Annotated in this window: 21 protein-coding genes, 4 tRNA genes and 2 pseudogenes; 16 read left to right on the top strand and 11 right to left on the bottom strand. The window is 65.5% G+C overall.

Annotated features, from left to right (window positions below; all coding sequences use genetic code 11):
* The first annotated feature begins 55 nt into the window (after positions 1-55).
* A tRNA-Cys gene (locus DSC_RS07940) sits at positions 56-129 on the top strand.
* Positions 130-172: 43 nt separating this feature from the next.
* Positions 173-248: transfer RNA gene (locus DSC_RS07935), tRNA-Gly, on the top strand.
* Between the two features lie 87 nt (positions 249-335).
* Here the strand turns inward: DSC_RS07935 and DSC_RS07930 are convergent.
* Entirely contained in the window at positions 336-1,049 is a 714-nt protein-coding gene (locus DSC_RS07930) for a nitroreductase (RefSeq protein ID WP_014160636.1), read from the bottom strand.
* A 262-nt stretch (positions 1,050-1,311) separates the two neighbouring features.
* On the opposite strand from DSC_RS07930, the pseudogene DSC_RS17415 reads away from it, so the two are divergent.
* From DSC_RS17415 to DSC_RS07920, 3 genes and pseudogenes are all read left to right on the top strand, one after another.
* Positions 1,312-1,551 (top strand): annotated as a pseudogene (locus DSC_RS17415) (hypothetical protein); the annotation flags it as partial.
* Positions 1,552-1,557: 6 nt separating this feature from the next.
* Positions 1,558-1,758: pseudogene (locus DSC_RS17240) on the top strand (3-oxoadipyl-CoA thiolase); the annotation flags it as partial.
* Positions 1,759-1,787: 29 nt separating this feature from the next.
* Positions 1,788-2,969 (top strand): acyl-CoA dehydrogenase, encoded by a 1,182-nt coding sequence (locus DSC_RS07920; protein ID WP_014160633.1) that lies wholly within the window; start codon positions 1,788-1,790, stop codon positions 2,967-2,969.
* 108 nt (positions 2,970-3,077) lie between these two features.
* Here DSC_RS07920 and DSC_RS07915 read toward each other — a convergent pair whose 3' ends face one another.
* The 3 genes from DSC_RS07915 to DSC_RS16610 form a co-directional block, all read right to left on the bottom strand.
* Entirely contained in the window at positions 3,078-3,509 is a 432-nt protein-coding gene (locus DSC_RS07915) for a GlcG/HbpS family heme-binding protein (RefSeq protein WP_014160632.1), read from the bottom strand.
* Between the two features lie 380 nt (positions 3,510-3,889).
* Positions 3,890-4,834, bottom strand: a complete 945-nt coding sequence (locus tag DSC_RS07910) for a catechol 2,3-dioxygenase (RefSeq protein WP_014160631.1) — start codon at positions 4,832-4,834, stop codon at positions 3,890-3,892.
* An 88-nt stretch (positions 4,835-4,922) separates the two neighbouring features.
* Entirely contained in the window at positions 4,923-5,312 is a 390-nt protein-coding gene (locus DSC_RS16610; protein WP_148268106.1) for a hypothetical protein, read from the bottom strand.
* A gap of 350 nt (positions 5,313-5,662) precedes the next feature.
* On the opposite strand from DSC_RS16610, the gene DSC_RS07905 reads away from it, so the two are divergent.
* From DSC_RS07905 to DSC_RS07895, 3 genes are all read left to right on the top strand, one after another.
* Positions 5,663-5,749 (top strand) — tRNA-Leu (locus DSC_RS07905).
* A 142-nt stretch (positions 5,750-5,891) separates the two neighbouring features.
* Positions 5,892-5,966: transfer RNA gene (locus DSC_RS07900), tRNA-Val, on the top strand.
* Positions 5,967-6,217: 251 nt separating this feature from the next.
* On the top strand, positions 6,218-6,952 hold the full coding sequence (locus DSC_RS07895) for an SDR family oxidoreductase (protein ID WP_014160630.1): 735 nt from the start codon (positions 6,218-6,220) through the stop codon (positions 6,950-6,952).
* 231 nt (positions 6,953-7,183) lie between these two features.
* On the opposite strand, the gene wrbA is transcribed toward DSC_RS07895, so the two are convergent.
* From wrbA to DSC_RS07875, 4 genes are all read right to left on the bottom strand, one after another.
* The gene (gene wrbA / locus DSC_RS07890; protein ID WP_014160629.1) at positions 7,184-7,783 is read right to left on the bottom strand and encodes an NAD(P)H:quinone oxidoreductase; all 600 of its coding nucleotides are present in this window, start codon (positions 7,781-7,783) and stop codon (positions 7,184-7,186) included.
* Between the two features lie 101 nt (positions 7,784-7,884).
* Positions 7,885-9,966 (bottom strand): TonB-dependent receptor family protein, encoded by a 2,082-nt coding sequence (locus DSC_RS07885; RefSeq protein WP_238527715.1) that lies wholly within the window; start codon positions 9,964-9,966, stop codon positions 7,885-7,887.
* A 348-nt stretch (positions 9,967-10,314) separates the two neighbouring features.
* The gene (locus DSC_RS07880; RefSeq protein WP_014160627.1) at positions 10,315-11,307 is read right to left on the bottom strand and encodes a restriction endonuclease; all 993 of its coding nucleotides are present in this window, start codon (positions 11,305-11,307) and stop codon (positions 10,315-10,317) included.
* Positions 11,308-11,554: 247 nt separating this feature from the next.
* Positions 11,555-12,193: a phasin family protein gene (locus DSC_RS07875; protein ID WP_014160626.1), complete on the bottom strand. Its 639-nt coding sequence runs from the start codon at positions 12,191-12,193 to the stop codon at positions 11,555-11,557.
* 42 nt (positions 12,194-12,235) lie between these two features.
* Between DSC_RS07875 and DSC_RS07870 the strand changes: the two genes are divergently transcribed.
* Entirely contained in the window at positions 12,236-13,108 is an 873-nt protein-coding gene (locus tag DSC_RS07870; protein ID WP_238527627.1) for a DUF8198 family protein, read from the top strand.
* Here DSC_RS07870 and DSC_RS07865 read toward each other — a convergent pair.
* Entirely contained in the window at positions 13,089-13,364 is a 276-nt protein-coding gene (locus DSC_RS07865) for a polyhydroxyalkanoic acid system family protein (protein WP_043291109.1), read from the bottom strand. The two genes, DSC_RS07870 and DSC_RS07865, sit on opposite strands and share 20 nt — an antisense overlap.
* 88 nt (positions 13,365-13,452) lie before the next feature.
* Between DSC_RS07865 and DSC_RS16045 the strand changes: the two genes are divergently transcribed.
* Positions 13,453-14,250 (top strand): FHA domain-containing protein, encoded by a 798-nt coding sequence (locus DSC_RS16045; protein ID WP_083833602.1) that lies wholly within the window; start codon positions 13,453-13,455, stop codon positions 14,248-14,250.
* On the opposite strand, the gene msrQ is transcribed toward DSC_RS16045, so the two are convergent.
* On the bottom strand, positions 14,147-14,827 hold the full coding sequence (gene msrQ, locus DSC_RS07855) for a protein-methionine-sulfoxide reductase heme-binding subunit MsrQ (protein WP_043291107.1): 681 nt from the start codon (positions 14,825-14,827) through the stop codon (positions 14,147-14,149). The genes DSC_RS16045 and msrQ overlap by 104 nt on opposite strands.
* Positions 14,828-14,889: 62 nt before the next feature.
* A complete protein-coding gene (gene msrP / locus DSC_RS07850) occupies positions 14,890-15,858 on the bottom strand; it encodes a protein-methionine-sulfoxide reductase catalytic subunit MsrP (RefSeq protein WP_014160621.1) in 969 nt (322 codons plus the stop codon).
* A 199-nt stretch (positions 15,859-16,057) separates the two neighbouring features.
* Here msrP and serC point away from each other — a divergent pair, with 199 nt between their 5' ends.
* From serC to DSC_RS07825, 6 genes are all read left to right on the top strand, one after another.
* Complete coding sequence (serC, locus tag DSC_RS07845; RefSeq protein ID WP_014160620.1) at positions 16,058-17,143, top strand: phosphoserine transaminase; 1,086 nt, start codon at positions 16,058-16,060, stop codon at positions 17,141-17,143.
* A 151-nt stretch (positions 17,144-17,294) separates the two neighbouring features.
* The gene (gene pheA, locus DSC_RS07840; protein WP_014160619.1) at positions 17,295-18,455 is read left to right on the top strand and encodes a prephenate dehydratase; all 1,161 of its coding nucleotides are present in this window, start codon (positions 17,295-17,297) and stop codon (positions 18,453-18,455) included.
* 215 nt (positions 18,456-18,670) lie between these two features.
* On the top strand, positions 18,671-19,858 hold the full coding sequence (locus DSC_RS07835) for an alkane 1-monooxygenase (RefSeq protein WP_043290478.1): 1,188 nt from the start codon (positions 18,671-18,673) through the stop codon (positions 19,856-19,858).
* 112 nt (positions 19,859-19,970) lie between these two features.
* Positions 19,971-20,189, top strand: a complete 219-nt coding sequence (locus DSC_RS16040; protein ID WP_014160617.1) for a rubredoxin — start codon at positions 19,971-19,973, stop codon at positions 20,187-20,189.
* A complete protein-coding gene (locus tag DSC_RS07830; RefSeq protein ID WP_014160616.1) occupies positions 20,186-20,404 on the top strand; it encodes a rubredoxin in 219 nt (72 codons plus the stop codon). Before DSC_RS16040 ends, DSC_RS07830 begins: the two co-directional genes overlap by 4 nt.
* 63 nt (positions 20,405-20,467) lie before the next feature.
* Positions 20,468-21,928: an aldehyde dehydrogenase family protein gene (locus DSC_RS07825; RefSeq protein WP_043290477.1), complete on the top strand. Its 1,461-nt coding sequence runs from the start codon at positions 20,468-20,470 to the stop codon at positions 21,926-21,928.
* Positions 21,929-21,976: the final 48 nt, after the last annotated feature.

Here is a 21,976-nt window from a genome sequence, read left to right as displayed (position 1 = left end):
CCCCTCACCGGGGTTTTGTTTTGTCGGAAGGTCGAAAGGCCAACCGCGCGTCACCGGCCTGGTGGCAGAGTGGTCATGTAGCGGACTGCAAATCCGCGTACGCCGGTTCGATTCCGACCCAGGCCTCCACAACTTGCAATGAAGCCCGGTTCGCCGGACTTGCGTGTCATCCGCGGGATTAGCTCAGTTGGTAGAGCGCGACCTTGCCAAGGTCGAGGTCGAGAGTTCGAGTCTCTTATCCCGCTCCAGATGCATGATCCACAGGCTTCACCGACGCCTGTGGATGATGGAGAAAAGGAGCTTCGGCTCCTTTTTTCGTTGCAGCGATGGCGCGCTCACGGGCGCGCCGGCGGAGCGAGTTCCTGCTCCTGCTCCTGCGCTTGAAAGCCGTGAAAGGTGGCGAAGCCGGCGACCAGTTCGCGCGGGGTTCTGAACGTGTTCTCCACCGCGTTCGGATCTTCGTGGCCCAGGGCGATGCCGCAGACCAGGAGCTGCTCGTCGGGCAGCGGGACATGCTGGCGGACGATCCGGTGGTACCAGGCGAACGCGGCCTGGGCGCAGGTATGCAGCCCCTGGCCACGGGCTGCGAGCAGGATGTTCTGGATGAACATGCCCAGATCCATGTAGCTGCCGGTGTTCAGGCGGCGGTCGAGGCTGACCAGCAGACCCACCGGGGCATCGAAGAACTGGTAATTGCGAAGCATCTGGCGCTTGCGTGCCTGCAGGTCGTCGCGGGCGATGCCAAGCGTTTCGTAAAGACCGAAGCCGTTCGCGCGGCGCCGGCCCTGATAGGGCTCGAACCAGTTGTCCGGGTAGTAGCGGTACTCGGCTTGGTGCGTCTGCCCGGATTCGGCGGCCGCGAGGATATCCGCGCACAGGGCCTGCTTGGCATCGCCGGCCAGCACATGCACGTGCCAGGGTTGCACGTTGTTGCCGCTCGGAGCACGGGCAGCCACCTGCAGGATGTGCTCGACCACGGAACGGGGAACCTCCAGGGGCAGGAAACGGCGAACGGATTTGCGCGAGCCAACGGCGTCATCGACATGCATGGTGTAGTCCTGTGTGAAGCAGGCGCCCGGCCAGGGCACGCTTGTGGGTCTATCCGTGATTAACGGCACTTGAAGGGAGAATGGAAGATCAGGCGATGTTCTTGATGTCGCGGCGTGGCTGCCACGGCAGGCAAGTTTAGCCAGCGCAGGCCGATGAAGGGCTGACCGATCGTGCCGCTCCGAGCCCGTGAGGCGATGGCCGGCGGCGCAGCTTGCCGTTGTCCACCGCGACCTCGTCCACCTACTGCGGCCGACAAAACCCATGACCGCAGCGCGCGAAGGGCAGGAAGGGGTCGCGAGCCTGCTAGTCCTCCGGCTGCGAGATCGCCCAGCGACGGATCGCCGACCCCGCCACGCGGTGCGACTGGCACTGGGCTATCCACACGGGCCGCTGGGCTTTGGCGAACATTACCGGGCATCCAGGATCATGCAGATCCTGCACCAGCTGCATGACCTGTATCAGGAGCCGCGTTATCGGATCAGTCCCTGGCTGCGCCGCCGCGTGCAGCTCGGCCTGGATTTCAACGATCCGCGGTTGAATCCCAACGGCGGCGCCATTGCCGTGGGCCACCCGCTCGGGGCTTCCGGCGCGCGCCTGGCGCTGTCTGCCATGCGCCAGCTGGAACGCACCGGCGGGCGCTATGCACTGGTCAGCTTGTGCATCGGGCTGGGCCAGGGGATTGCCTGCATCATCGAGCGGCTCGATTAACCACACGCCACAACGCATTCGGAGGCCCCATGGCCAGCAAGGCAAGCTTCAACTGGCAAGACCCGCTGCTGCTCGATCAGCAACTCACCGACGAAGAACGCATGGTGCGTGACAGCGCCCGGCGCTTCGCCGCCGACAGGCTGGCGCCGCGCGTGCTGCAGGCGTTCCGGCACGAGCAGACCGACTCGGCGATCTTCCGCGAAATGGGCGAAACAGGCCTGCTCGGTCCGACCATTCCCGAGGCCTATGGCGGCAGCGGCCTGAATTACGTGTGCTACGGGCTGATCGCCCGTGAGGTGGAGCGCATCGATTCCGGCTACCGCTCAATGATGAGCGTGCAGTCATCCCTGGTGATGGTGCCGATCCACGAATTCGGCAGCGAAGCCACCCGGCAGAAATACCTGCCCAGCTTGGCCAGCGGGCAATCCATCGGCTGTTTCGGTTTGACCGAGCCAGACCACGGCTCCGACCCGGGCGCGATGATCAGCCGGGCGAGGAAGGTCGATGGCGGCTATCGCCTCAGCGGCGCCAAGATGTGGATCACCAACAGCCCCATCGCCGATGTGTTCGTGGTCTGGGCCAAGGACGATGCCGGCCAGATCCGCGGTTTCGTCCTGGAAAAGGGCTGGCAAGGCCTGTCCGCACCGGCCATCCACGGCAAGGTTGGGCTGCGCGCCTCGATCACTGGCGAGATCGTGATGGACAACGTGTTCTGCCCCGAGGAAAACGCCTTCCCCGAAGTGCGCGGCCTGCGTGGCCCGTTCACCTGTCTCAACGCCGCCCGCTACGGCATCAGCTGGGGCGCACTGGGGGCGGCCGAGGCCTGCTGGCACACCGCGCGCCAGTACACCCTGGACCGCAAGCAGTTCGGCCGTCCGCTGGCACAGACCCAGTTGATCCAGAAGAAGCTGGCCGACATGCAGACCGAAATCACCCTGGGCCTGCAAGGGTGCCTGCGCCTGGGACGGATGAAGGACGAAGGCACCGCCGCGGTCGAAATCACCTCGATCATGAAGCGCAACAGCTGCGGCAAGGCGCTGGACATTGCCCGCATGGCGCGCGACATGCTGGGCGGCAATGGCATCAGCGACGAATTCGGCGTGGCCCGCCACCTGGTCAACCTGGAAGTGGTCAACACCTACGAGGGGACGCACGACGTACATGCGCTGATCCTTGGTCGGGCACAGACAGGATTGCAGGCATTCTTTTGAGGGTGACGGTCAGGCGCGAGGTTCCGATGCAGGGCCGCGCGGGCGGCGTCGACTTCGGCCTGGCCGGACTTCATCGCGTGCCGATCAGGCGGTTGTCGCTTTCGAAAGCTAAAGGGTCAGCCCGATGGCAGCCAGCCCCGCTTGCGCGCAGGCCTCATCCTGCGCCTCCGAGCCCCCGGAGACCCCGATGCCGCCAATGCGCTGGTCGGCCTGCTTGATCGGCAGGCCACCGCCAAAGACCACAAACCGGGGCCGGCGCACGATGCCTTCGCGCACTGCCGCAGATTCCTGCTGCAACGCCGCATGCCAGTGGCTGGTCGGCAGGCCAAAACTGGCCGCCGTGTAGGCCTTGTCGATGGCAATATCGATCGAATGCAGGAACGCGCCCGGCATGCGCAGGAACGCCGCCAGATTGCCGCCGGTATCGACCACCGCGATGTTGACGCGGATTCCCAGGCTGTCGGCATGCTGCGCAGCAGCATGCACCGCCGTGGTCGCGGCTTCCCAGCCGATCACCGATTGCGCAACAGCGACCTGCATCAGCGCACCCCACCCGAAAAAACGCCCTCGCGCTGGCGCTCGCGGCCAGGGTACAAACCATCGGTCATTGCCATGCTCAAGGTCTCCAGTTCCGGATTGGGAGAAGGAACGCCTGCCGGTTCAGCGCTGGCTGATTTCGCCGACGCTGATGGTCGCTTGTGGCACCAGAGGATACACACCAGGCAGCGCACCATGCAGTACGTCGTTCACGCTGCGCCTGGAACTGCGCGGTCTTGGCGCCATGCCGGCCGATGCCGTAAATATGGTAATTGCAGTCAGAAAAAATTCTTCATGGCCTGCGAAGCCCAAGACATTCTAGGCAGAATAAAGATCAGCCGCGCCCAAGCTGGGGCGCGGCGTAATGAGCCCCATTCGATGGATCAGGTGTATACCTCAGTGAAGGAAGCTACCATCTCACCCGTGTGATAAAAAATACCGCGGCCCATGTGGGACTCATCCCAGGTGGTGACCGGGCGGTCGCGCTGCGCCAGGTAGCCCAAGCCGGCAAAGGTTTCATTGCGGTTGCCACTCGGATCGAAGAAATAAATGGTCTCACCGCGGGTGATGCCGTGGCGTGTCGGTGGCACGTCGATCTTGGTCTTGGTCTTGGCCATCACGTCGGCCGACTTCAGGATGTCATGCCACGAGTCCAGGAAGAAGGCAATGTGGTGCAGCCCCATGTGCGGACCTGCCACAAAAGCAATGTCGTGTGGCGTGGTGGTGCGCGCCAGCCAGGTTGCGGCCTGCATGTCGCCATTGGGACCTACCAGGACCTGCTCGGTCAGGAAAAAGTCCAGCACCTCAACGACAAACCTGGTGTTTTCCGCCACCTTGTTGACACCGGTTTCCGGGTTCATCTCGCACATCAACAGGCAATGGTCGAGCCAGTGGGCGCCCGCGCCCTTGATGTTGTCCGGCCACGGGTCCGGATTGCTGGTGCCGACCTCGGTCCCCACGTACTCCTTCATGGCATACAGGCGCATTTCGTGGCCGCTGGGCAGGTTGAACTGCAGCATGCGACCGGTGGACGGCAAGTTTCCTTCTTCGAGAATGGTGGTCGTGACACCGTAGGCTTCGATTTTCCTTTGCAAGTCGTCAAGGTCGCTGTCTTTTTCGACTTTGTAAGCGACGTGGTTGATGCCGGCGTGATCGGAAGGCGTCAGGATCAGGGAATATTTGTCCCACTCGTCCCAGCACTTGAGGTACACGTTGCCGTGTTTGTCCGCCATCATTTTCTTCATGCCCAGCACGTTTTCATAGTGTTTCAGTGCGGCTGCCATGTCCATCACTTTGATGCTGACGTGACCAATTCGCATAATGCCCATCGCTATCTCCAGGTGATCGAAAATTGGAAAAAAACAGGTGCTTGCCGTGCGGGGAAGTTCTTATGGGGCCGATTTTAGATCTACCCTTTCATCTCGAGCAAAACGGCGTTGACCTGATCGTACTGCTCCGCGCTATATTTTGGTCTGCAAATGTTGCAACCAATGCCTCCTTGGATTTGGCCGATTTCGCGTCAGGTCTCCTTCGCGTCAGGTCTCCGCAGGTTACGCTGTGATTTGATAACGCGAAGCGAATCCACTTATGGCAAAGAACAGTAAATTCTTGCTGGCCGATGATGCTGCGGCGTTGATTTCCTGCGGTGCGTCCGAAATATCCAGCCGCCGCATAGAAATATCCAGGGCCTCTGTTCAAACAGCAGTCGTTCATATAGCTGCCACGCCTGTAGTCTTCCTGGATCAAGGTGGCCGGATCAACAGTTGCGCTATCGGCGGGGCGGCTAACCTCTTTCTGCTGTGCCATTCGGTGGACTCCTTTTTGTCCAGAGCCAAAGCAACTGGGGTCCTGTGTCGAAAACATACCAAGTGATTGGTATCTAGGATACAGGATGGAGCTTCAGCGGTGTCAAGCTATTTTTTTGAGTCTCATAAATTTGTAAGAAAAACTTATAAATCATATGGTTATGAAGGTTCCGCGGACAGGTGTGCACTGCCGCATCGACGTCAGCCAATTGCGGCAACCTTGTAACGGCCCCGGGAAGGACGCCGCGGCCGTGCGTGGGCGCGCGGTCCCTGCAGGCGATCATTTGGATGCGCGTACTGGCCGCTGGGCGATCCGCAGGCTTCGGTGCTAGCCTGCGCGCCTGTCTTCCTGCCCGGATGGCGAAACTGGTAGACGCATCGGACTTAAAATCCGCCGGGAGCAATCCCTTGCCGGTTCGATTCCGGCTCCGGGCACCACTGCAAGGCCTCGCCGCCGTCCGCCGATCCACACTGCCTGGCCGGGAATGCGGGGCCTCGTGGGAGATGCAGAAACGGTTTGACCGGATCGGCCAAGGCCATTACCATTTGCGCCCCGATCGGGCCTGAGCGCCGGCATCGCGGGCGGTTAGCTCAGCGGTAGAGCATTGCCTTCACACGGCAAGGGTCGCAGGTTCGATCCCTGCACCGCCCACCATCATATTCCGAGTGTCAGGATCGACAGGGCCATGCCGTGACGCGTGGCCTTTTTCTTTCGCGCCGCACCCGCGCTGAACGGCCTCGGCTCCATGCTGCCAGTTGCGGGCCAGCAGGCGACCTGCGTTGACCGGCACTGTGGCATGCGAGCGCAGGCGCCGGTTGCGCGGTGGCACAATCGAAGGGCCGCTGCTGCGTCGCACGAGGCGATGACGGCGCGGTCTTTTTCCCACCGCACACGAGGCAATCGACATGGCAGTTCCCGAAAAGATCGCACTGGTCACCGGCGCCACCCGCGGCATCGGCACCGAAACCGTGCGCCAGCTGGCCCAGGCCGGCGTGCACACCTACCTGGCCGGTCGCGATGCGGCGCGCACCAAGGCGGTGGCCAAGACGCTGCAGGACCAAGGCCTGAGCGTGGAGCCGATCACGCTGGAGGTGACCGACAGCGCCAGCATCGCCGCAGCCGTGGCCAGGGTGCAGGCCGAACACGGCCGCCTGGACATCCTGGTCAACAACGCCGGCATCCTGGTCGATGATCCAGGCAAGGCGCCGTCCGCCCAGACCCTGGACGCCTGGCGCACGACTTACGACACCAATGTGTTCGCCGTGGTCGAAGTGACCCAGGCGTTCCTGCCGCTGCTCATGGCGTCCAAGGCCGCGCGCATCGTCAACGTCTCCAGCCAGCTGGGTTCGTTCGGCCTGCATGTCGATCCGTCCTCGCCGATCTACAACGTCAAGATCCCGGCCTACGACACTTCCAAGAGCGCGGTCAATGCCTGGACCGTGCACCTGGCCTACGAACTGCGCGACACCCCGCACAAGGTCAACGCGATCCATCCCGGTTACGTCAGGACCGAGATGAATGGTGGCCACGGCGACCTCGACCTGGCCACCGGCGCCAGGAGCAGCGTGCAGATGGCCTTGCTGGAGGCCGACGGCCCCAATGGCAGCTTCACTCACCTGGGCAAAGCGCTGCCCTGGTGAAGCGGGGCGGGGGATGACGGCCGGCCTGGTTCAACGACCGGGTCCTGCCGGCGCACGCCGCGGGTCGACCGGCGCCGGTGCCAGGGTGCGCGCCCACGACTGCCAGCGGCGGCATTGGAGGTCGCCTGCCCTGATCGTGCGCGTACCGATGGACGCCTGCAGCCGGGTCCGCTTGCAGAAGCTGATCGAGAGCCGGGCCATGCCCGGCTTCTTCCTGTAGCCAGCGCAAGGTCAGCCGTGCAGTTTGATGGCGACCTCCGCCACCCGCCTGCCCTGGTAGCGGGCGCCGTCCAGCTCGATCTTGGACGGCTGGCGTGAGCCGTCGCCGCCAGCCAGCGTGGTGGCGCCATACGGCGCGCCACCGACCACTTCGTCCAGCGTCGTCATTTCCTGAAAGCCGTAGTCCAGCCCGACGATCACCAGACCAAAGTGCATCAGGTTGGTGATGATGGAAAACAGCGTGGTTTCCTGCCCGCCGTGCTGGGTGGCAGTGGAGGTGAACGCGCCGCCGACCTTGCCGTTCAACGCGCCCTTGGCCCACAGACCGCCGGCCTGATCCAGGAAGTTGGCCATCTGCGAGGCCATGCGCCCGAAGCGGGTGCCGACGCCGACGATGATCGCGTCGTAGTCGGCCAGCTCCTCGACCTTGGCGATCGGCGCGGCCTGGTCCAGCTTGTAGTGCGAGGCCTTGGCCACCTCCTGCGGCACCAGTTCCGGCACGCGCTTGATGTCCACGGTGGCACCGGCGGCGCGCGCGCCTTCGGCCACCGCGCCGGCCATGGTTTCGATGTGCCCGTAGGCGGAGTAATACAGGACGAGGACCTTGGCCATGTGCGCAGCTCCGGGATGAGAAGGGACCCTGGAGCTTAGCCCGGCCGCCGCGCACGTCGTGTCACGGCGATGTTGCCGTGCATGGGATGCCAGCTGCCCACTTACTCGAACCGCCAGCGCAAGCCGGCGTACACACCAAAGCCTTCGCCGGGCGTGGAGCGGGCCGCGTCGGCGCCGGCGTCGTCGTAGCCGGGGGTCACGGTGGCGGCGTATTGGCGGGCGGCCAGGTTGCGTGCTTCCAGCCAGCCCTGCCAGCGGCCGCCGGGCGCATCGAAGCCCAGCCGCGTGCCGAAGATCACATGGGCATCGGCCCAGAAGCTGTTGGCGTAGTCCACGGCCATCTTGGAGGCGTATTCGGTGTTGATGGTGGCATACAGGCCGGAGGGATGGTCGTAGCGCAGCTCGCTCTGGTAGAAGTGGCGTGGCAGGCCGGGCAGCAGGTTGTCGCCGAAGCGCGCATCGTGGCGATAGCGAAAATCGCTGAAGGTATAGGCCTGGCGCAGTGACAGGCGGGCGGTGCCGGATTGCCACAGCGTGCTGTCCAACCCGGCCTCGATCCCGCGATGCACGGTCGGGCTGGCGTTGGATTCGGTCACGATCAGGTTCGGCGCGGGCTGGACCTCGACCGCGAGCAGTTCGTGGCGGACGTGGGCGTAGTAGCCGGTCAGCTCCCAGCGACCGAGCGCCGCTTCGCCGCGCGCACCGAGTTCCAGCGTGTCCGCGCGCTGGTTGTCCAGCTGCACCGGGGTGCGCTGGCGGCCGGTCGAGGCGCCATTGCCGGCGAAGAACTGGCTGGAACTCCAGATCATCGACCACGGATGTGCCGGCTCCACCGACCGGCTCAGGTTGCCGAACAGCTGCGCCTGCGGCGTGGCCTGCCAGGTCAGGCCGATCCGCGGCGCGTGGTCCCAGTCGTGTTCGGACAGCCGCCCGCCGCTGCTGGGCCAGGTGACCTGCACCTGGCGGGCGGTGTGGATCAGCGCCAGCCCGGTCACCAGGTGCAGCCGGGGCGTCAGCGCCATGTCGTTGCCCGTGTGCAGCACCACGTCGGTGCCCAGGTGCTCGAACCTGCGGGTCAGGGTGCCGGCCGGATAGCCGTTGCTGGCAAAGCGCAGCGACTCGCGCACGTTGGCGTCCAGGTCATGGGTGAAGCGCAGGCCCAGCGTGGTGATGCTGTGGCGGCCGAACAGCGTGTGCCGATGCGTGTAATCGAGCGTGCCGTTGAGGTCGGCGTAGTCCAGTTGCTGGCGGTACAGGCTTTCGTTCAGGTCCATCGGGAACCTGTGGTAGACCAGTCCGGCCTGGAGCGTGGTGTCGGCATCGAGCTGCAGCGTGGTCGTGTTGCCGATCCAGGTGCTGCCATGCTGCGGGCGCTGCGCATCGATGGCCAGGTAGCCGGGGTTGGCCTGGCGCGGGTTGTCGCGGATCTGCGCGCGGGTCAGGCGGCCGGGGGTCTGGTGGTCGGTTTGGCGCCAGCGCAGGAAGAAGCGGGTTTCCAGGTCCGGATCGATGCGCCAGCCGATATTGGCCATCGCGCCCCGGCCGTCGCCGGCGGCGTGCTGCTGGTAACCGTCGGTCTGGCTGTCGACCAGGCTGAGGTAGTAATCGACATCGCCGGCAACGCCACCCACGCCCAGGGCGCGCTTGCGGTAGCCGAAACTTCCCGCCTCCAGGCGCAGTTCCAGGCCCGGCGAGTCCAACCCGCGGCGGCTGATGTAGTCGATCGCCCCACCCAGGGCCAATGCGCCGCGATCCAGCCCGTTGGCCCCACGCAGCACCTCGACCCGGCTGACCCACAGCGGCTCGAGCAGCTCGTACGGCGTGCCACCGGAGAAGGTCAACGGCAGGCCGTCCAGCGACACCGAGATGCCCGAGGCATGGGCACCGGGCGCACGGTTGATGCCCGACCCGCGGATCGACACCTTGACCCCCTCGTTGCCCGGTGACTGCGCATGGATGCCGGGCTGGTAGGCCAGCACGTCGGCGGTGCCAGCGCTCCGGCCGTCGGCGGCCTGCGACAGGTCGATCACGTTGCCGGCGCCCGCCACCCGCTCCAGCTGGCTGCGCGCCGGTTCGATCTCATCGTCGCGCTTGGCCGCGACCTTGACCGCATCCAGCGTGACCGCCTGATCGGGCGTGGCGGCGTCGGCGGCCTGCATGGCGAGGCCTGCGAACAGGGCCATCGCCAGGCGGGCGATGGGGTGGCGCATGGCGCCATGGGAGAGCAGCAGCGTGGTCATCGAACAGGATCGTCTTTGCGAAGGCGCGGCCGGATGTCCCAGGACCGGGCGCTTGGGGGCAGCGGGCGGGCAATGTCCGGCTCGCAGGCGCTCCTGTCAACTTATATTTTATTTTTTTGGTATACGTAAGGCACTTGAAAGCGGCGGCCCAAGGCGCGTTCAAACAGGGGAAATGGATGGCATGGCTGTCGCCCGGGTACTGCTGCCAAGGCGCGGTGAGCTCAGGATGGTGGGCAGGTTCAGGCCTTTGCCCGCGCAGTGGATCGCGGGCGCCGAAAGCCTCCATGTCTTTCAGGATTTGGCCGGTGGCGCCGCCAGCGGCGGCGCTTCGCACTGGCGCCAGCGGATGCGATCGCTGCTGCCGGGTGCCGGATTGAGCTGGATCCGCGAGAGGGCCAGGTCTGGATGTCTGGCCAGTTCGGCGCAGACCGCGGCCATCACCACCGCTTCGCTGGCCAGCACGTCCACCGCCAGGGTCGACCCGGAGATCCACGTCGGCTGGCGCAGGCCACCGGTCGTGGCCAGCGCCCTGGCGACCTGGGCACGCTGCTGGGCCAGCTCCTGATCGGTCGGCCGCGCCCGCGGCGCGGCCGGCTGGCTGGCCTGCGGCAGGGCGCTGGTGGTTGCCCGCTGTTCGGCAGGAGCCGGCGCCGGTGTGCTGGCGGACTGTGATGCGCTCGGCGGGTCGGCGTCGTTGACCGTCAGCACGGTGCTGAGCAGGACGCCGATCAGCAGGGCCAGGATCCAGCACAGGCCGATGCGTCGGCGCGCCAGCGCGTTGGCCTGACCGACAACGCGCTGGACGGTGGCGCTGTCCAGCATCGGCTTGACCTCGGCCCACAGGGACGCGCCATCGAGCACTTCCACGCTGGAACGCTCGGCCTTCTCGCGGCCGGCGGCATCGACCACCCCTTCGGTGGCCAGGATGCCGTAATGGGCGCCGCGCAAGCGCGCTTCGGAGGCCAGTTCCTCGATGGCGACCGAACCGATGCGGTAAGCGGTGCCATGCTTGCAGCTGAGCAGCACGTGCTTGCCCTGGCCATCGCCCAGCAGATAGCTCGGATGCTGGTTGCGCACATCCTCGGGCTTGAAGGACAGCCGCTGCAGCCCGCGCAACTGCAGCGAGGACAGCACCAGGCGCGAAAAGTCGCGCCAGCGCAGCGCCGCCAGGGCCAGCAGGCCGGCGGCGGTTTCATCCTGCCGACGGCGGATCATCCAGAAATAGAAGGTCGCGGCAAGACCAAGCACCAGGGCGATGAGGACCCCGATCAGCCAGGAAGGCATATTGAATTCGTCCGGTAAAACAGGAGAAGGAGTTTAAGGAGAACGCCTTCGGACGTCAGCGCGCACACGGGGGACGTGGCCGGGACGAAAAGACCGGCCAGGGCTGGAATTCGTCAAGGGGAGGGCGCCTTACTGAAGCCGGCACTGGCGGGCCTGGCACGATCCTGCCCAGGCCGGGCGATGCTCTGCGACACGAATCGGGCCGGTCCGCGGCCGTTGCCACCCCGCAGGCGGGTGGCCAGGATGTTCAGCGCAGCGCCTTGCGCGCTGCGGCCTTCTTCGCCGGTGCCTCGCCCGCCGCCGGTCCGGCGACCTTCGTGACGGCGGTGCGTGGTCTGGGTTTGTGCGTGGTCTTCTTCACCGCGGCCTTGCGCGCCGGCGGGCCGCCGGCAGCGGCGGTCTTGCGCGTGGCGGTCTTGCGGGCCGTGGACTTGTGCGCCTTGGCGCCCGGCGTGTCGGCCTGGCCGTTGTAGCGGCGCAGCAGGGCGTTGAGCGAATCGATGCGATCCAGCAGCGCGCCCAGTTCGCGGCGGGTCGGGACCTCCAGCGACTTCAGGGCGCCCTGGACCTTGCCGCGGAAGGCCTGGTCGACCCGGCCCAGGGTTTCTGCGGCGCGCGTACGTGCACCATGCACGCCGCTGTCCAGCGCCTCGCGCACCTTGCCGGCACCGCTACCGGCGCGCTGCTCGACGCGGCTGCCTTCCTTCACCAGCGTCTCGAACAGGCGCGAACCTTCGGTCTGCGCGCGGCCGAAGGCGCCCACGCCGGCCAGCCAGATCTGCTGCGCCGATTCGCCCAGCTTGCGCTGGAGCTGCTCGGCCTGTTCCTGCAGGGATGGTTCGGACGATGCGGTGCTGCGCGTGCGGCTGGTCTTCTTGGCGGCCATGCGGTGCCTCCGGAGCGGATGTTGGGAAGCCCGCGTGCGGGCGTGAGCGCAGTGTCCACGGCCGCAGGTGAGCGCCACGTCACCAACACGGCTTGCGGTGGCGATGGCGGCGCGTGGATCATGCAGGCCATGGCGCGAGGCAATCCCATTCCCGCACGCTTGACCCGGCGCCTGTCCTGGCACCAGGCGCTGCATGATGGACAGCGCGAACCGCGCAATGGCTCGCGCTGGCTTTCGCCGTTGCGGCAATGGCAGGCATGGCGCGTGGAACGCAGCTTCGGGCATTTCCTCAAGGACCCGCAGCGCCGTGATGCGGCGATGTTCTTCCTGTCCGAGGTCTATGGCGACCACGATTTCAGCCGGCGCGATGCCAGCGTGGCCAGGATCGTGCCGATGATGCAGAGGCTGCTGCCGGCCTCGGTGCTGGCCACGCTGTCCGATGCGATCGAGCTGGACGCGCTGACCCATGCGCTGGACCTGCACATGGCGCAGGCGCTGGAAGCGCTGGCGCCGCGCCGAAAGACCCTGGACACCGAACTCTACGCGCTGGCCTATCGCCAGGTGGGCCATCGGCGACTGCGCCAGCGCCAGATCGACCTGATCGTGCGGGTCGGCCAAGGCCTGGCCCAGGCGGTGCGGCTGCCGGGTATGGCGATGCTGCTGCGGCTCTCGCGTGGTCCGGCACGGGCCACCGGGCTGGCCGACCTGCAGGGCTTTCTCGAACGTGGCTTCGCGGCCTTCGCGCTGCTGGGCGATGCGGCGGCCTTCCTGCAGGAGATCCATCGCCACGAACGCGCCAGTGCGCGGCGGCTGTTCGCCGGCAAGCCCGATCCGTTCGGCTGGGATCAGCCGCGCAAATCCGCTGCGGGCCAGCGCGCGGCCGGGAAGACCACGGTCAGGCGAAGCGCTCGCTGAGCACGCGCCGGATCTCCGATTCGATCGGGCCCTTCATCGCCGACATCAGGAACCCCAGCTCGGCGGTGACATGCAGCACGCCCGGTTGCATGGCGATGCGGCCATCCACGCCGGGGCCGTCGAAGGCCAGCGTGTCGCCATCCCAGCGATGGCGCACGCCGAATCGGCTGGACAGCTTGCCGGCCACTTCTTCAAGGGCCTGGCGGCTCTGGGCGGGGGTCTTGCCGTGGGAATGCTGGATTTCGATGCGGGACATGGCGCTGGCGCGAAAAGAGGAAGATGCATTGTGCGCAAGCCGGGCGCGCAGCGCCAAGCGCGGCGGCTGCATGCTAGGCTCGCGCCGCGTGCGCAACCTCAGTCTCCATTTCCCGCAGGGCCGGACCGCAGACCGGGCGCTCGGCACCGGCGTCCATCGCATCGTGCGCGAAGCCAGCGGCACCATCGGCGTGGGCGATGCCGTCCCCGGCGCCTTGCTGGTACAGATGTGCCTGGATCGGCGCGGCCTGTGGCTGCAGGTGCCGCCCGGCATGCGCGGGGTCCACGTCAACGGCCGGCCGGTACGGCGCATGGCGATGCTGCGGCCCGGCGATACGGTCTACGTCGATGGCGTGGAGGTGCTGGTGCGCGGCCAGGCCGTGGCCCAGGCCCCGCATTCGGCCCCGCACAATGGCGAACCCGATCCGCGCATCGTCCTGCGCGGCATCGGTGGGCGCCATCACGGGCGCGCGTTCCCAATCGGCGCCGGCTGCGTGGTCGGCGCTTCGCGCGAGGCCGACATCCGCGTCGAAGGCCCGCACAGCGGCGCACAGCACGCCCGCCTGAGCCTGCACGGCGGGGGCGTGGTGCTGCGCCATCACGACCGCGCGGTGACCAGCGTGGTCAACGGCCTCCCGGTGCATGAGGCCCTGCTGGGCGCAGGCGACCAGGTCGCCTTCGACCCGCAGTCGCGCTTCGTGGTGGAGATTCCCTGGGGCCAGCCCGATCCCGACGCATCGGCTGCAGGCGAAGACCCGGCGCCGGCCGCCGCGCCGACCACGGTCAAGCCTTCGGGGCCGTCGATGAAGCGCTGGCCCTGGCTGCTGCTGGCCGCGGCGGGACTTGCCGGGCTGCTGTCGCTGCTGCTGCTGTTCGGCGTCGGTTGATCGCCACCCAGGCACGCCAGGCCAGCAGCACGGCCAGGATGCCGGCATAGAGCATCGGCTCGCGGATGTCGGATTTCACCAGCCACCAGAAGTGCAGCACCGCCAGCACGCCGATGGCGTAAATGGCCTTGTGCAGCCGGCCCCAGTTGCGGCCCAGGCGGCCGATCCAGCCGCTGGTGGAGGTGATCGCCAGCGGCACCAGCAGCAGCCAGGCGATAAAGCCGACGGTGATGTAGGGGCGCTTGAGGATCTCGGTGAAGATCTGGGTCCAGTAACCGCGCAGGTCCAGGCCCAGGTAGGCCGACAGGTGCACGGTGGCATAGGCGAAGGCGTACAGCCCCAGCATCCGGCGGAAGCGGATCAATTCGGCCCGCCCGGTGAGCTGGCGCAGCGGGGTGATGGCCAGGCAGATCAGCACCAACCGCAGCGCCCATAACCCGGTGAAGTGCTCGATGGTGGCGACCGGATCGGCACCCAGGGCGTTGCTGCCGGTGCTGAACACCTCCCAGAACCGCCAGCCCAGCAGCGCCAGCGGCGTCAGGCACAGCAGGTGCACCACGACCTTGGCCGCGATCAGCCAGCCCGGCGTCCTGGGCCGGGGCCGGCGCTTGCGCGCAGCCGGCGCGGCGCTTTGCCTGCTCAGAACCATCGCCGCAGGTCCATCCCGGCATACATGGACGCCACCTGGTCGGCATAGCCGTTGAACATGCGCGTCGGGATCCGCTCGGCGAACAGCTTGCTGGCATTGCCGGCGATGCGGCGCTCGGTCTTCTGGCTCCAGCGCGGATGGTCCACCTGCGGATTGACGTTGGAAAAGAACCCGTATTCGTTGGGCTGCAGGTCGTGCCAGGCGGTCTCGGGCATCTTCTCGACGAACTGGATCTGCACGATCGACTTGATGCTCTTGAAGCCATACTTCCACGGCACCACCAGCCGCAGCGGCGCGCCGTTCTGCTGCGGCAGCGGCTTGCCGTACAGGCCTGTGGCCAGGAACGCCAACGGGTGCATCGCCTCGTCCATGCGCAGGCCTTCGCGATACGGCCAGTTGATCGAGCGGTAGCGGATCTGCGGCATCTGCTGCGGATCGGCCAAGGTGGTGAAGGCCACGTACTTGGCCCTGGAGGTCGGCGCGAACGGCCTGAGCACCGCCGCCAGCGGAATGCCGGTCCAGGGAATCACCATCGACCAGCCCTCGACGCAGCGCAGGCGGTAGATCCGCTCCTCGGCCGGGGCGGCCTTGAGGATGTCTTCCAGGTTGACCCGTCCGGGCTTTTCGCACTCGCCGCTGACCTCGACCGTCCACGGAGAGGTCCTGAGCGTCCTGGGTGCCTGGCCCGGATCGGTCTTGCCGGTGCCGAACTCGTAGAAGTTGTTGTAGCTGGTGACGTCCTCGAGCTTGGTCAGCTCCTCGCTGGTGCGCAAGCCGGAGCGGGCCTGTTCGGGCGTGATCACCGCCCCGGGTGCCGCCGGGGGTTGGGCCTGGCTGCAGCCAGACAGCGCCAGCGCGGGCATGGCCACCATCAGGCCCAGCAGGTCGCGCCGCCCGCGGTAGATGGCTTCATCGGTGACCTGGTGGTCCTTGAGCTTCAGAGCGTGGCGGATGGACACGGACATCTCCTGTGAAAGTCACAATGGCAACCAATTGAACGCACGACACGCCGGAAAATTCCCGCCAAGGGCCAGATTTTTCGGGGACCACGTCACTGCGTTTCCCTCGCATTACGCAAATCGCGCCAGCGTGGATGCGTTCGCGGACCTTTGCCGATTCACGCTGCGGCATACTATGCGCCCCCTGAAAGAGGCTGCCATGGCACGCGTCCACAACTTCAGCGCCGGCCCTGCGGCGCTGCCCGAAGCCGTCCTGCGCCAGGCGCAGGCCGAAATGCTGGAATGGAATGGCGTGGGCGCCTCGATCGTCGAGATCAGCCATCGCAGCGCCGAGTTCATGGAGGTGGCGGCCAGGGCCGAGGCCGACCTGCGCACGCTGCTGTCCATTCCGGACGACCATGCGGTGCTGTTCCTGGCCGGGGGCGCGACCACCCAGCAGGCACTGCTGGCGCTGAACTTCGCCGGTCCCGGCCAGGCCGTGGACTATGTGGTTACCGGGCACTGGAGCAAGACCGCGATCAAGCAGGTCAAGCCCTACGTGAACGTGCACGTGGCCGCGAGCAGCGAAGCCGGTGGCTTTACCGACATCCCGCCGCGCGATACCTGGCAGCTGCGTGCCGATGCGGCCTACGTGCACATCACCGCCAACGAGACCATCCACGGCGTCGAGTTCCGCGACACCCCGCAGGTGGGCAAGGTGCCACTGTTCGCCGACTTCTCCTCCTCGATCGCCTCCGAGCCGCTGGATGTTTCCAAATACGGGCTGATCTACGCCGGGGCGCAGAAGAACCTGGGCCCGGTCGGCGTGGCGGTGGTCATCATCCGCCGCGACCTGCTGGAGCGCGCCGGGCAGCCGCGGGCGGAGATCTTCGACTACCGCGCCCACGTGGCGCGCGACTCGATGCTCAACACCCCGCCGACCTGGAACTGGTACCTGGCCGGGCTGATGTTCCGCTGGATGCTCGACCAGGGCGGGGTCAGCGAGTTCGCCAGGCGCAGCGCGGCCAAGTCGCAGCTGGTCTATGGCGCGATCGACAGCTCCGGCGGCTTCTACCGCAACCAGGTGGTGCCGGCGGCGCGTTCGCGGATGAACATCCCGTTTTTCCTGCCGGACCAGACGCTGACCGCACGCTTCCTGATCGAATCCAGGGCCGCCGGCCTGATTGGGCTGAAGGGTCACAAGGCCGTCGGCGGCCTGCGTGCCTCGCTGTACAACGCGCTGCCGGTGTCTGACGCGCAGGCGCTGGTGGACTTCATGCGCGAGTTCCAGCAGCGCAACGGCTGATCGTCTGCTGTTCTGGTGGGAGTCGCCATGGCGGCGATGAGGCTTTCGCGTAAGGCTCCATCGCCGACTTGGCCGCTCCCGCAACAAGATGCCCGCGCCAACTCGCTCTGCTCTCATCGCTGTCAAAACTTCGCTTCACGGATCACCGCGCATGACCAACAAATCCACCAAGCCCGCAGCCGCCAAGGCCAAGCCCGTCGCGAAACCTGCCAAGGCGCCGGCCGTTGTCGCCGCGCCGGCGCTGTCCGACGTGCGCGCCAAGATCGACAGCATCGACCGCCAGATCCAGGCGCTGATCGCCGAGCGTGCGCGCTTCGCGCACCAGGTCGGCAAGGCCAAGGGCAAGCTCGCCGCGGCAGTGGACTATTACCGGCCCGAACGCGAGGCCCAGGTGCTGCGCATGGTGATAGACCGCAACGAAGGCCCGCTGTCCGACGAGCTGCTGGTGCATGTGTTCCGCGAGATCATGTCGGCCTGCCTGGCCCAGCAGGAGCCGCTGAAGATCGGCTATCTGGGCCCGGAAGGCACCTTCAGCCAGCAGGCCGTGCTCAAGCATTTCGGCCGCTCGGCGCTGGGCCTGCCGATGGCCAGCATCGAGGAAGTCTTCCAGGAAGTGGAAAACGGCAACGCGGACTTCGGGGTGGTGCCGGTGGAGAATTCGGGGCAGGGCACGATCCAGATCACCCTGGACATGTTCCTGACCTCCAACCTGAAGATCTGCGGTGAAGTCGAACTGCGCGTGCAGCAGTACCTGATGTCGCGCAGCGGTCGCCTCGAGGACATCGAGCGGGTTTACGCCCATCCGCAATCGTTCATGCAGACCTCCGGCTGGCTGCGCGCCAACCTGCCCAAGGCCGAGAAGGTGCCGGTGTCGAGCAATGCCGAGGGCGCGCGCCGTGCCCGCAACAGCGACGATGCGGCGGCCATCGGCGGCGAGAGCGCGGTCCACGCCTATGGCCTTAAGAAAGTCGTGATGAGCCCGATCCAGGACGACAAGGACAACACCACGCGCTTTCTGGTGGTGGGCCGGCAGATCTTCCCGTCCTCGGGCCACGACCGCACCTCGGTGCTGGTGTTCATCCATGACAAGCCGGGCGCGCTGTTCGACGTGCTCAGCCCGTTCGCGCGCCATGGCATCAGCATGAGCCGGATCGAGTCGCGGCCCAGCCTCCATGCCAAGTGGGAATACGGCTTCTTCATCGACCTGGCCGGCCACGTCGAGGACGAGCCCATGAAGCTGGCGCTGGCCGAGCTGAAGGCACATTCGGCGCAGATCAAGGTGCTTGGGTCCTATCCGGTAGCGGTGCCTTAGCACAAGCACATCAACGCACAGGTGTGGGGAGGTAACTGGTGTGGTGACGCGCCAGGAGTCACTGCGCGCCATTCCCAACGGGGAGGCGAAGGACTGTGACTACCACACTTTAGTCGTATTGTCCCGTGAAGCTGTTGGTAACATCCTGCTGGAAGCGCCAAAGCTGAATCGAGAAGCGGTGGCCTTGTCTTTCAGCGTGATCAGGAGAATGCCAGATGACCGCCATTGCACGAAATCCGGCAAGCCATACCGAGCCAGATCGCTATGTGGACAGGAAGCGCTATTTATGGATGTTGTCGGTCGTCTGGCCTGCAGCGCCGTTGATAGGCCTCTACCTCGTGAGCAGAACGGGGCTGAGTGTTTTTTACGCGCTTACGCTGGTCATCTGGTATGTCGTCATTCCGGCGTTGGACGTCTGGTTCGGAAATGACAAGAACAATCCTCCGGAAGCAGCGGTGCCGCGCCTGGAGGCGGATCGGTATTACCGAGTTCTCACATATCTTACCGTCCCGGTGCATTATGCCTCGCTCATCGTCTCGGCATGGTGGGTGGCAACCCAACCCATGGCCTGGTGGGAAGTTGTCGCGCTTGCCTTGTCCATGGGCATCGCCAACGGCCTGGCGCTGAACACTGGCCATGAATTAGGGCACAAAAAGGAAGCCTTTGATCGATGGATGGCCAAGATCGTTCTGGCCGTGGTCGGCTATGGCCACTTCTTCATCGAGCACAACAAAGGCCACCATCGCGACGTGGCGACCCCTGCAGATCCTGCGACGTCCAGGATGGGCGAGAACATCTACAAGTTTTCGTTGCGCGAGATTCCGGGTGCTTTCCGGCGCGCCTGGAACCTGGAAAAGGTGCGGCTGGAGCGTGCGGGCAAAGGTACTTGGAGTTTGGACAACGAGATCATCCCGCCGCTGCTGATGACCGTGGTTCTCTACGCGGCCCTTTTGCTGGCCTTCGGACCCGACCCCAAGCTGCTGGTGTTCTTGCCTATCCAGATCGCCTTCGGATGGTGGCAGCTGACCAGCGCCAACTACATTGAGCACTATGGGCTGCAGCGCGAGCAAATGGCGGATGGGCGTTACGAGCGCACCCAGCCCCGCCATTCCTGGAACAGCAATCACATCGCTTCGAACCTAATCCTGTTTCATCTTCAGAGGCACTCCGATCACCATGCGCATCCGACCCGCAGGTATCAGTCTCTGCGTGACTTCAAGGACCTGCCGGAGTTGCCGAGCGGCTATCCCGGGATGTTCTTCATGGCGATGATCCCGCCCTTGTTCCGGTCGGTGATGGACCGCCGTGTCGTGGCATGGGCTGGCGGGGATCTGGGCAAGATTCAGATCGACGCTGCGCGCAGGAAGCAGGTTGAACGCAAGTTCGGTTCCGCGTCACGCTAGCTAGCGCGGCGCGGGCAACGGTCATGCGGCGACTGGACTGATCTTGTGCGGCTAGCCGAGAGGCTCGTGCAAAAAATTTTCCAAAGATTTAGGTCGTCAAAGGAAGGGCACCATGGCCCGGTATCAGTGTCCCGATTGCAGCTACGTTTACGACGAGATGAGGGGGGAAGTGCACGAAGGATTTGCGCCCAATACTTCGTGGGCGCAGATTCCCGACGACTGGGCCTGCCCCGATTGTGCGGTGCGCGACAAAGGTGATTTCATTCCGCTGGGCTCGGGTGCGGTCGGCGAACATGCCGGTCTCGGCGCTGGCCCAGGCAACGAACGATGATCAAGGCCAACCAAGGGGCGCAACCGTCGGGTTCTGCGGTGGATGCCGAGTTATTCGCGAAATGGTACTGCGTGACCTGCGGCCACCTCTACGATGAGGCCCTTGGCGATCCCGATGCAGGCCTGGCGCCAGGCACCCGGTGGGCGGACGTTCCCGCCGACTGGCATTGCCCGGAATGTGGTGCGACCAAGGAGGACTATGAGCTTTACAGGTGATCCATTCGAGCGGACGATCACCTGCCGGCTCGGCAAGCTGACAATTTCCTAGAGGAGAACCGAGTGAACGTTCATGCAGCCACCGCAGTCACCGCTGCACCGGTTCATCCCGCTACTGGGGGAGAGATCGAGGCGCTGTTTGCGGCCCAGCGCAGAGCGGCCATCGCAAACAGGACCAAATTCACCCTGGCTGCGCGAATGGCGATGCTGGCGCGACTGAAGGACACGATGAAGCGCCGCGAAGCCGATGTTGTCCAGGCGCTGTACGCGGATTTCAGAAAACCCGAACCCGAGGTGCGCCTGACCGAACTATTTCCGGTGTACCAGGAGATATCGCACGCCCGACGTCATCTGCGATCCTGGCTGAAGCCGCACCGGGTCCACGGCTCGTTGGGGATGTTCGGACTCGCAGCGCAAGTGCGTTATCAGCCCAAGGGCGTCTGCCTGATCATTTCCCCGTGGAACTATCCGGTCAATCTCAGTTTCGGCCCCCTGGTGTCGGCGCTGGCGGCCGGAAACTCCTGCATCATCAAGCCGTCCGAGCTGACGCCCGCCACCTCGGCCCTCCTCAAGGAGATCGTCGAGGAGACCTTTCCGCGGGATCTGGTGGCCGTGTGCGAAGGCGATGCCGAGGTGTCCCAGGTGCTGCTGGAGCTGCCCTTCGACCATATCTTCTTCACCGGCAGTCCCACGGTCGGCAAGATCGTGATGGCGGCTGCCGCCAAGCACTTGACCTCGGTGACGCTCGAGCTTGGCGGCAAGTCTCCGACGATCGTCGATGCGACCGCCAATATCGAAGACGCGGCCCGCAAGATCGTCTGGGGCAAGTTCTCCAACAACGGCCAGACCTGCATCGCGCCAGACCACATCTATGTCTCGCGCAGCCAGGCCCCGGCGCTGGTCGAGGCCCTGCGGCGAGAGATCAAACGCGTTTACGGACAATCGGAGAGCCAGCAAAAGAGCGGCCCGGACTACTGCCGAATCGTGGCGCCCCGGCACTTCGAACGCCTCAGCGCCCTGACCGATGATGCAACCTCGCGCGGCGCGACCATCCTGGAAGGCGGCGCGCGCGATCCGGGCCAGAACTATTTCTCACCGACCCTGCTCGGCGGGACCACGCCGCAGATGGCGATTTCCCGGGAAGAAATATTCGGCCCGGTGCTTCCGATCATCGAGTATGACGACATCGGCAGCGTTGTCGATGCGATCAACGCCGGCCCCAAGCCGCTTGCCATCTACATCTTCAGCCACGACGCCGCTGTGCGCGAGGACATTATCCGCAGGACCAGTTCCGGCGGTGTCTGCATCAACAACAACGTCGTCCAGTTCCTGCATCCCAATCTGCCCTTTGGCGGCGTCAACAACAGCGGCATCGGCACCGCGCACGGGTTCTATGGCTTCAAGGCGTTTTCCCACGAGCGTGCGATTCTGAGAGACAGATTTTCTGTCCTGCGGATTCTCTTCCCCCCGTACACGCCGACCGTAAAGAAGCTGATCAATCTGACCGTCCGCCTGTTGGGCTGAATCCAGAAACAAGTACGCGGCGTCTGGCCGCTGCCGTCCGGGAGACCA

Source organism: Pseudoxanthomonas spadix BD-a59, from assembly GCF_000233915.3.
GTDB classification, from domain to species: Bacteria; Pseudomonadota; Gammaproteobacteria; order Xanthomonadales; family Xanthomonadaceae; genus Pseudoxanthomonas_A; species Pseudoxanthomonas_A spadix.
This window is presented reverse-complemented; position numbering and strand designations above follow the sequence as displayed.

Bases quoted from the DNA above. Each gene is read 5' to 3' on its own strand.
- DSC_RS07930 (WP_014160636.1), bottom strand. From the start codon at position 1,049: ATGCATGTCGATGACGCCGTTGGCTCGCGCAAATCCGTTCGCCGTTTC.
- DSC_RS07920 (WP_014160633.1), top strand. From the start codon at position 1,788: ATGGCCAGCAAGGCAAGCTTCAACTGGCAAGACCCGCTGCTGCTCGAT.
- DSC_RS07915 (WP_014160632.1), bottom strand. From the start codon at position 3,509: ATGCAGGTCGCTGTTGCGCAATCGGTGATCGGCTGGGAAGCCGCGACC.
- DSC_RS07910 (WP_014160631.1), bottom strand. From the start codon at position 4,834: ATGGGCATTATGCGAATTGGTCACGTCAGCATCAAAGTGATGGACATG.
- DSC_RS16610 (WP_148268106.1), bottom strand. From the start codon at position 5,312: ATGGCACAGCAGAAAGAGGTTAGCCGCCCCGCCGATAGCGCAACTGTT.
- DSC_RS07895 (WP_014160630.1), top strand. From the start codon at position 6,218: ATGGCAGTTCCCGAAAAGATCGCACTGGTCACCGGCGCCACCCGCGGC.
- wrbA (WP_014160629.1), bottom strand. From the start codon at position 7,783: ATGGCCAAGGTCCTCGTCCTGTATTACTCCGCCTACGGGCACATCGAA.
- DSC_RS07885 (WP_238527715.1), bottom strand. From the start codon at position 9,966: ATGGCCCTGTTCGCAGGCCTCGCCATGCAGGCCGCCGACGCCGCCACG.
- DSC_RS07880 (WP_014160627.1), bottom strand. From the start codon at position 11,307: ATGCCTTCCTGGCTGATCGGGGTCCTCATCGCCCTGGTGCTTGGTCTT.
- DSC_RS07875 (WP_014160626.1), bottom strand. From the start codon at position 12,193: ATGGCCGCCAAGAAGACCAGCCGCACGCGCAGCACCGCATCGTCCGAA.
- DSC_RS07865 (WP_043291109.1), bottom strand. From the start codon at position 13,364: ATGTCCCGCATCGAAATCCAGCATTCCCACGGCAAGACCCCCGCCCAG.
- serC (WP_014160620.1), top strand. From the start codon at position 16,058: ATGGCACGCGTCCACAACTTCAGCGCCGGCCCTGCGGCGCTGCCCGAA.
- pheA (WP_014160619.1), top strand. From the start codon at position 17,295: ATGACCAACAAATCCACCAAGCCCGCAGCCGCCAAGGCCAAGCCCGTC.
- DSC_RS07835 (WP_043290478.1), top strand. From the start codon at position 18,671: ATGACCGCCATTGCACGAAATCCGGCAAGCCATACCGAGCCAGATCGC.
- DSC_RS16040 (WP_014160617.1), top strand. From the start codon at position 19,971: ATGGCCCGGTATCAGTGTCCCGATTGCAGCTACGTTTACGACGAGATG.
- DSC_RS07830 (WP_014160616.1), top strand. From the start codon at position 20,186: ATGATCAAGGCCAACCAAGGGGCGCAACCGTCGGGTTCTGCGGTGGAT.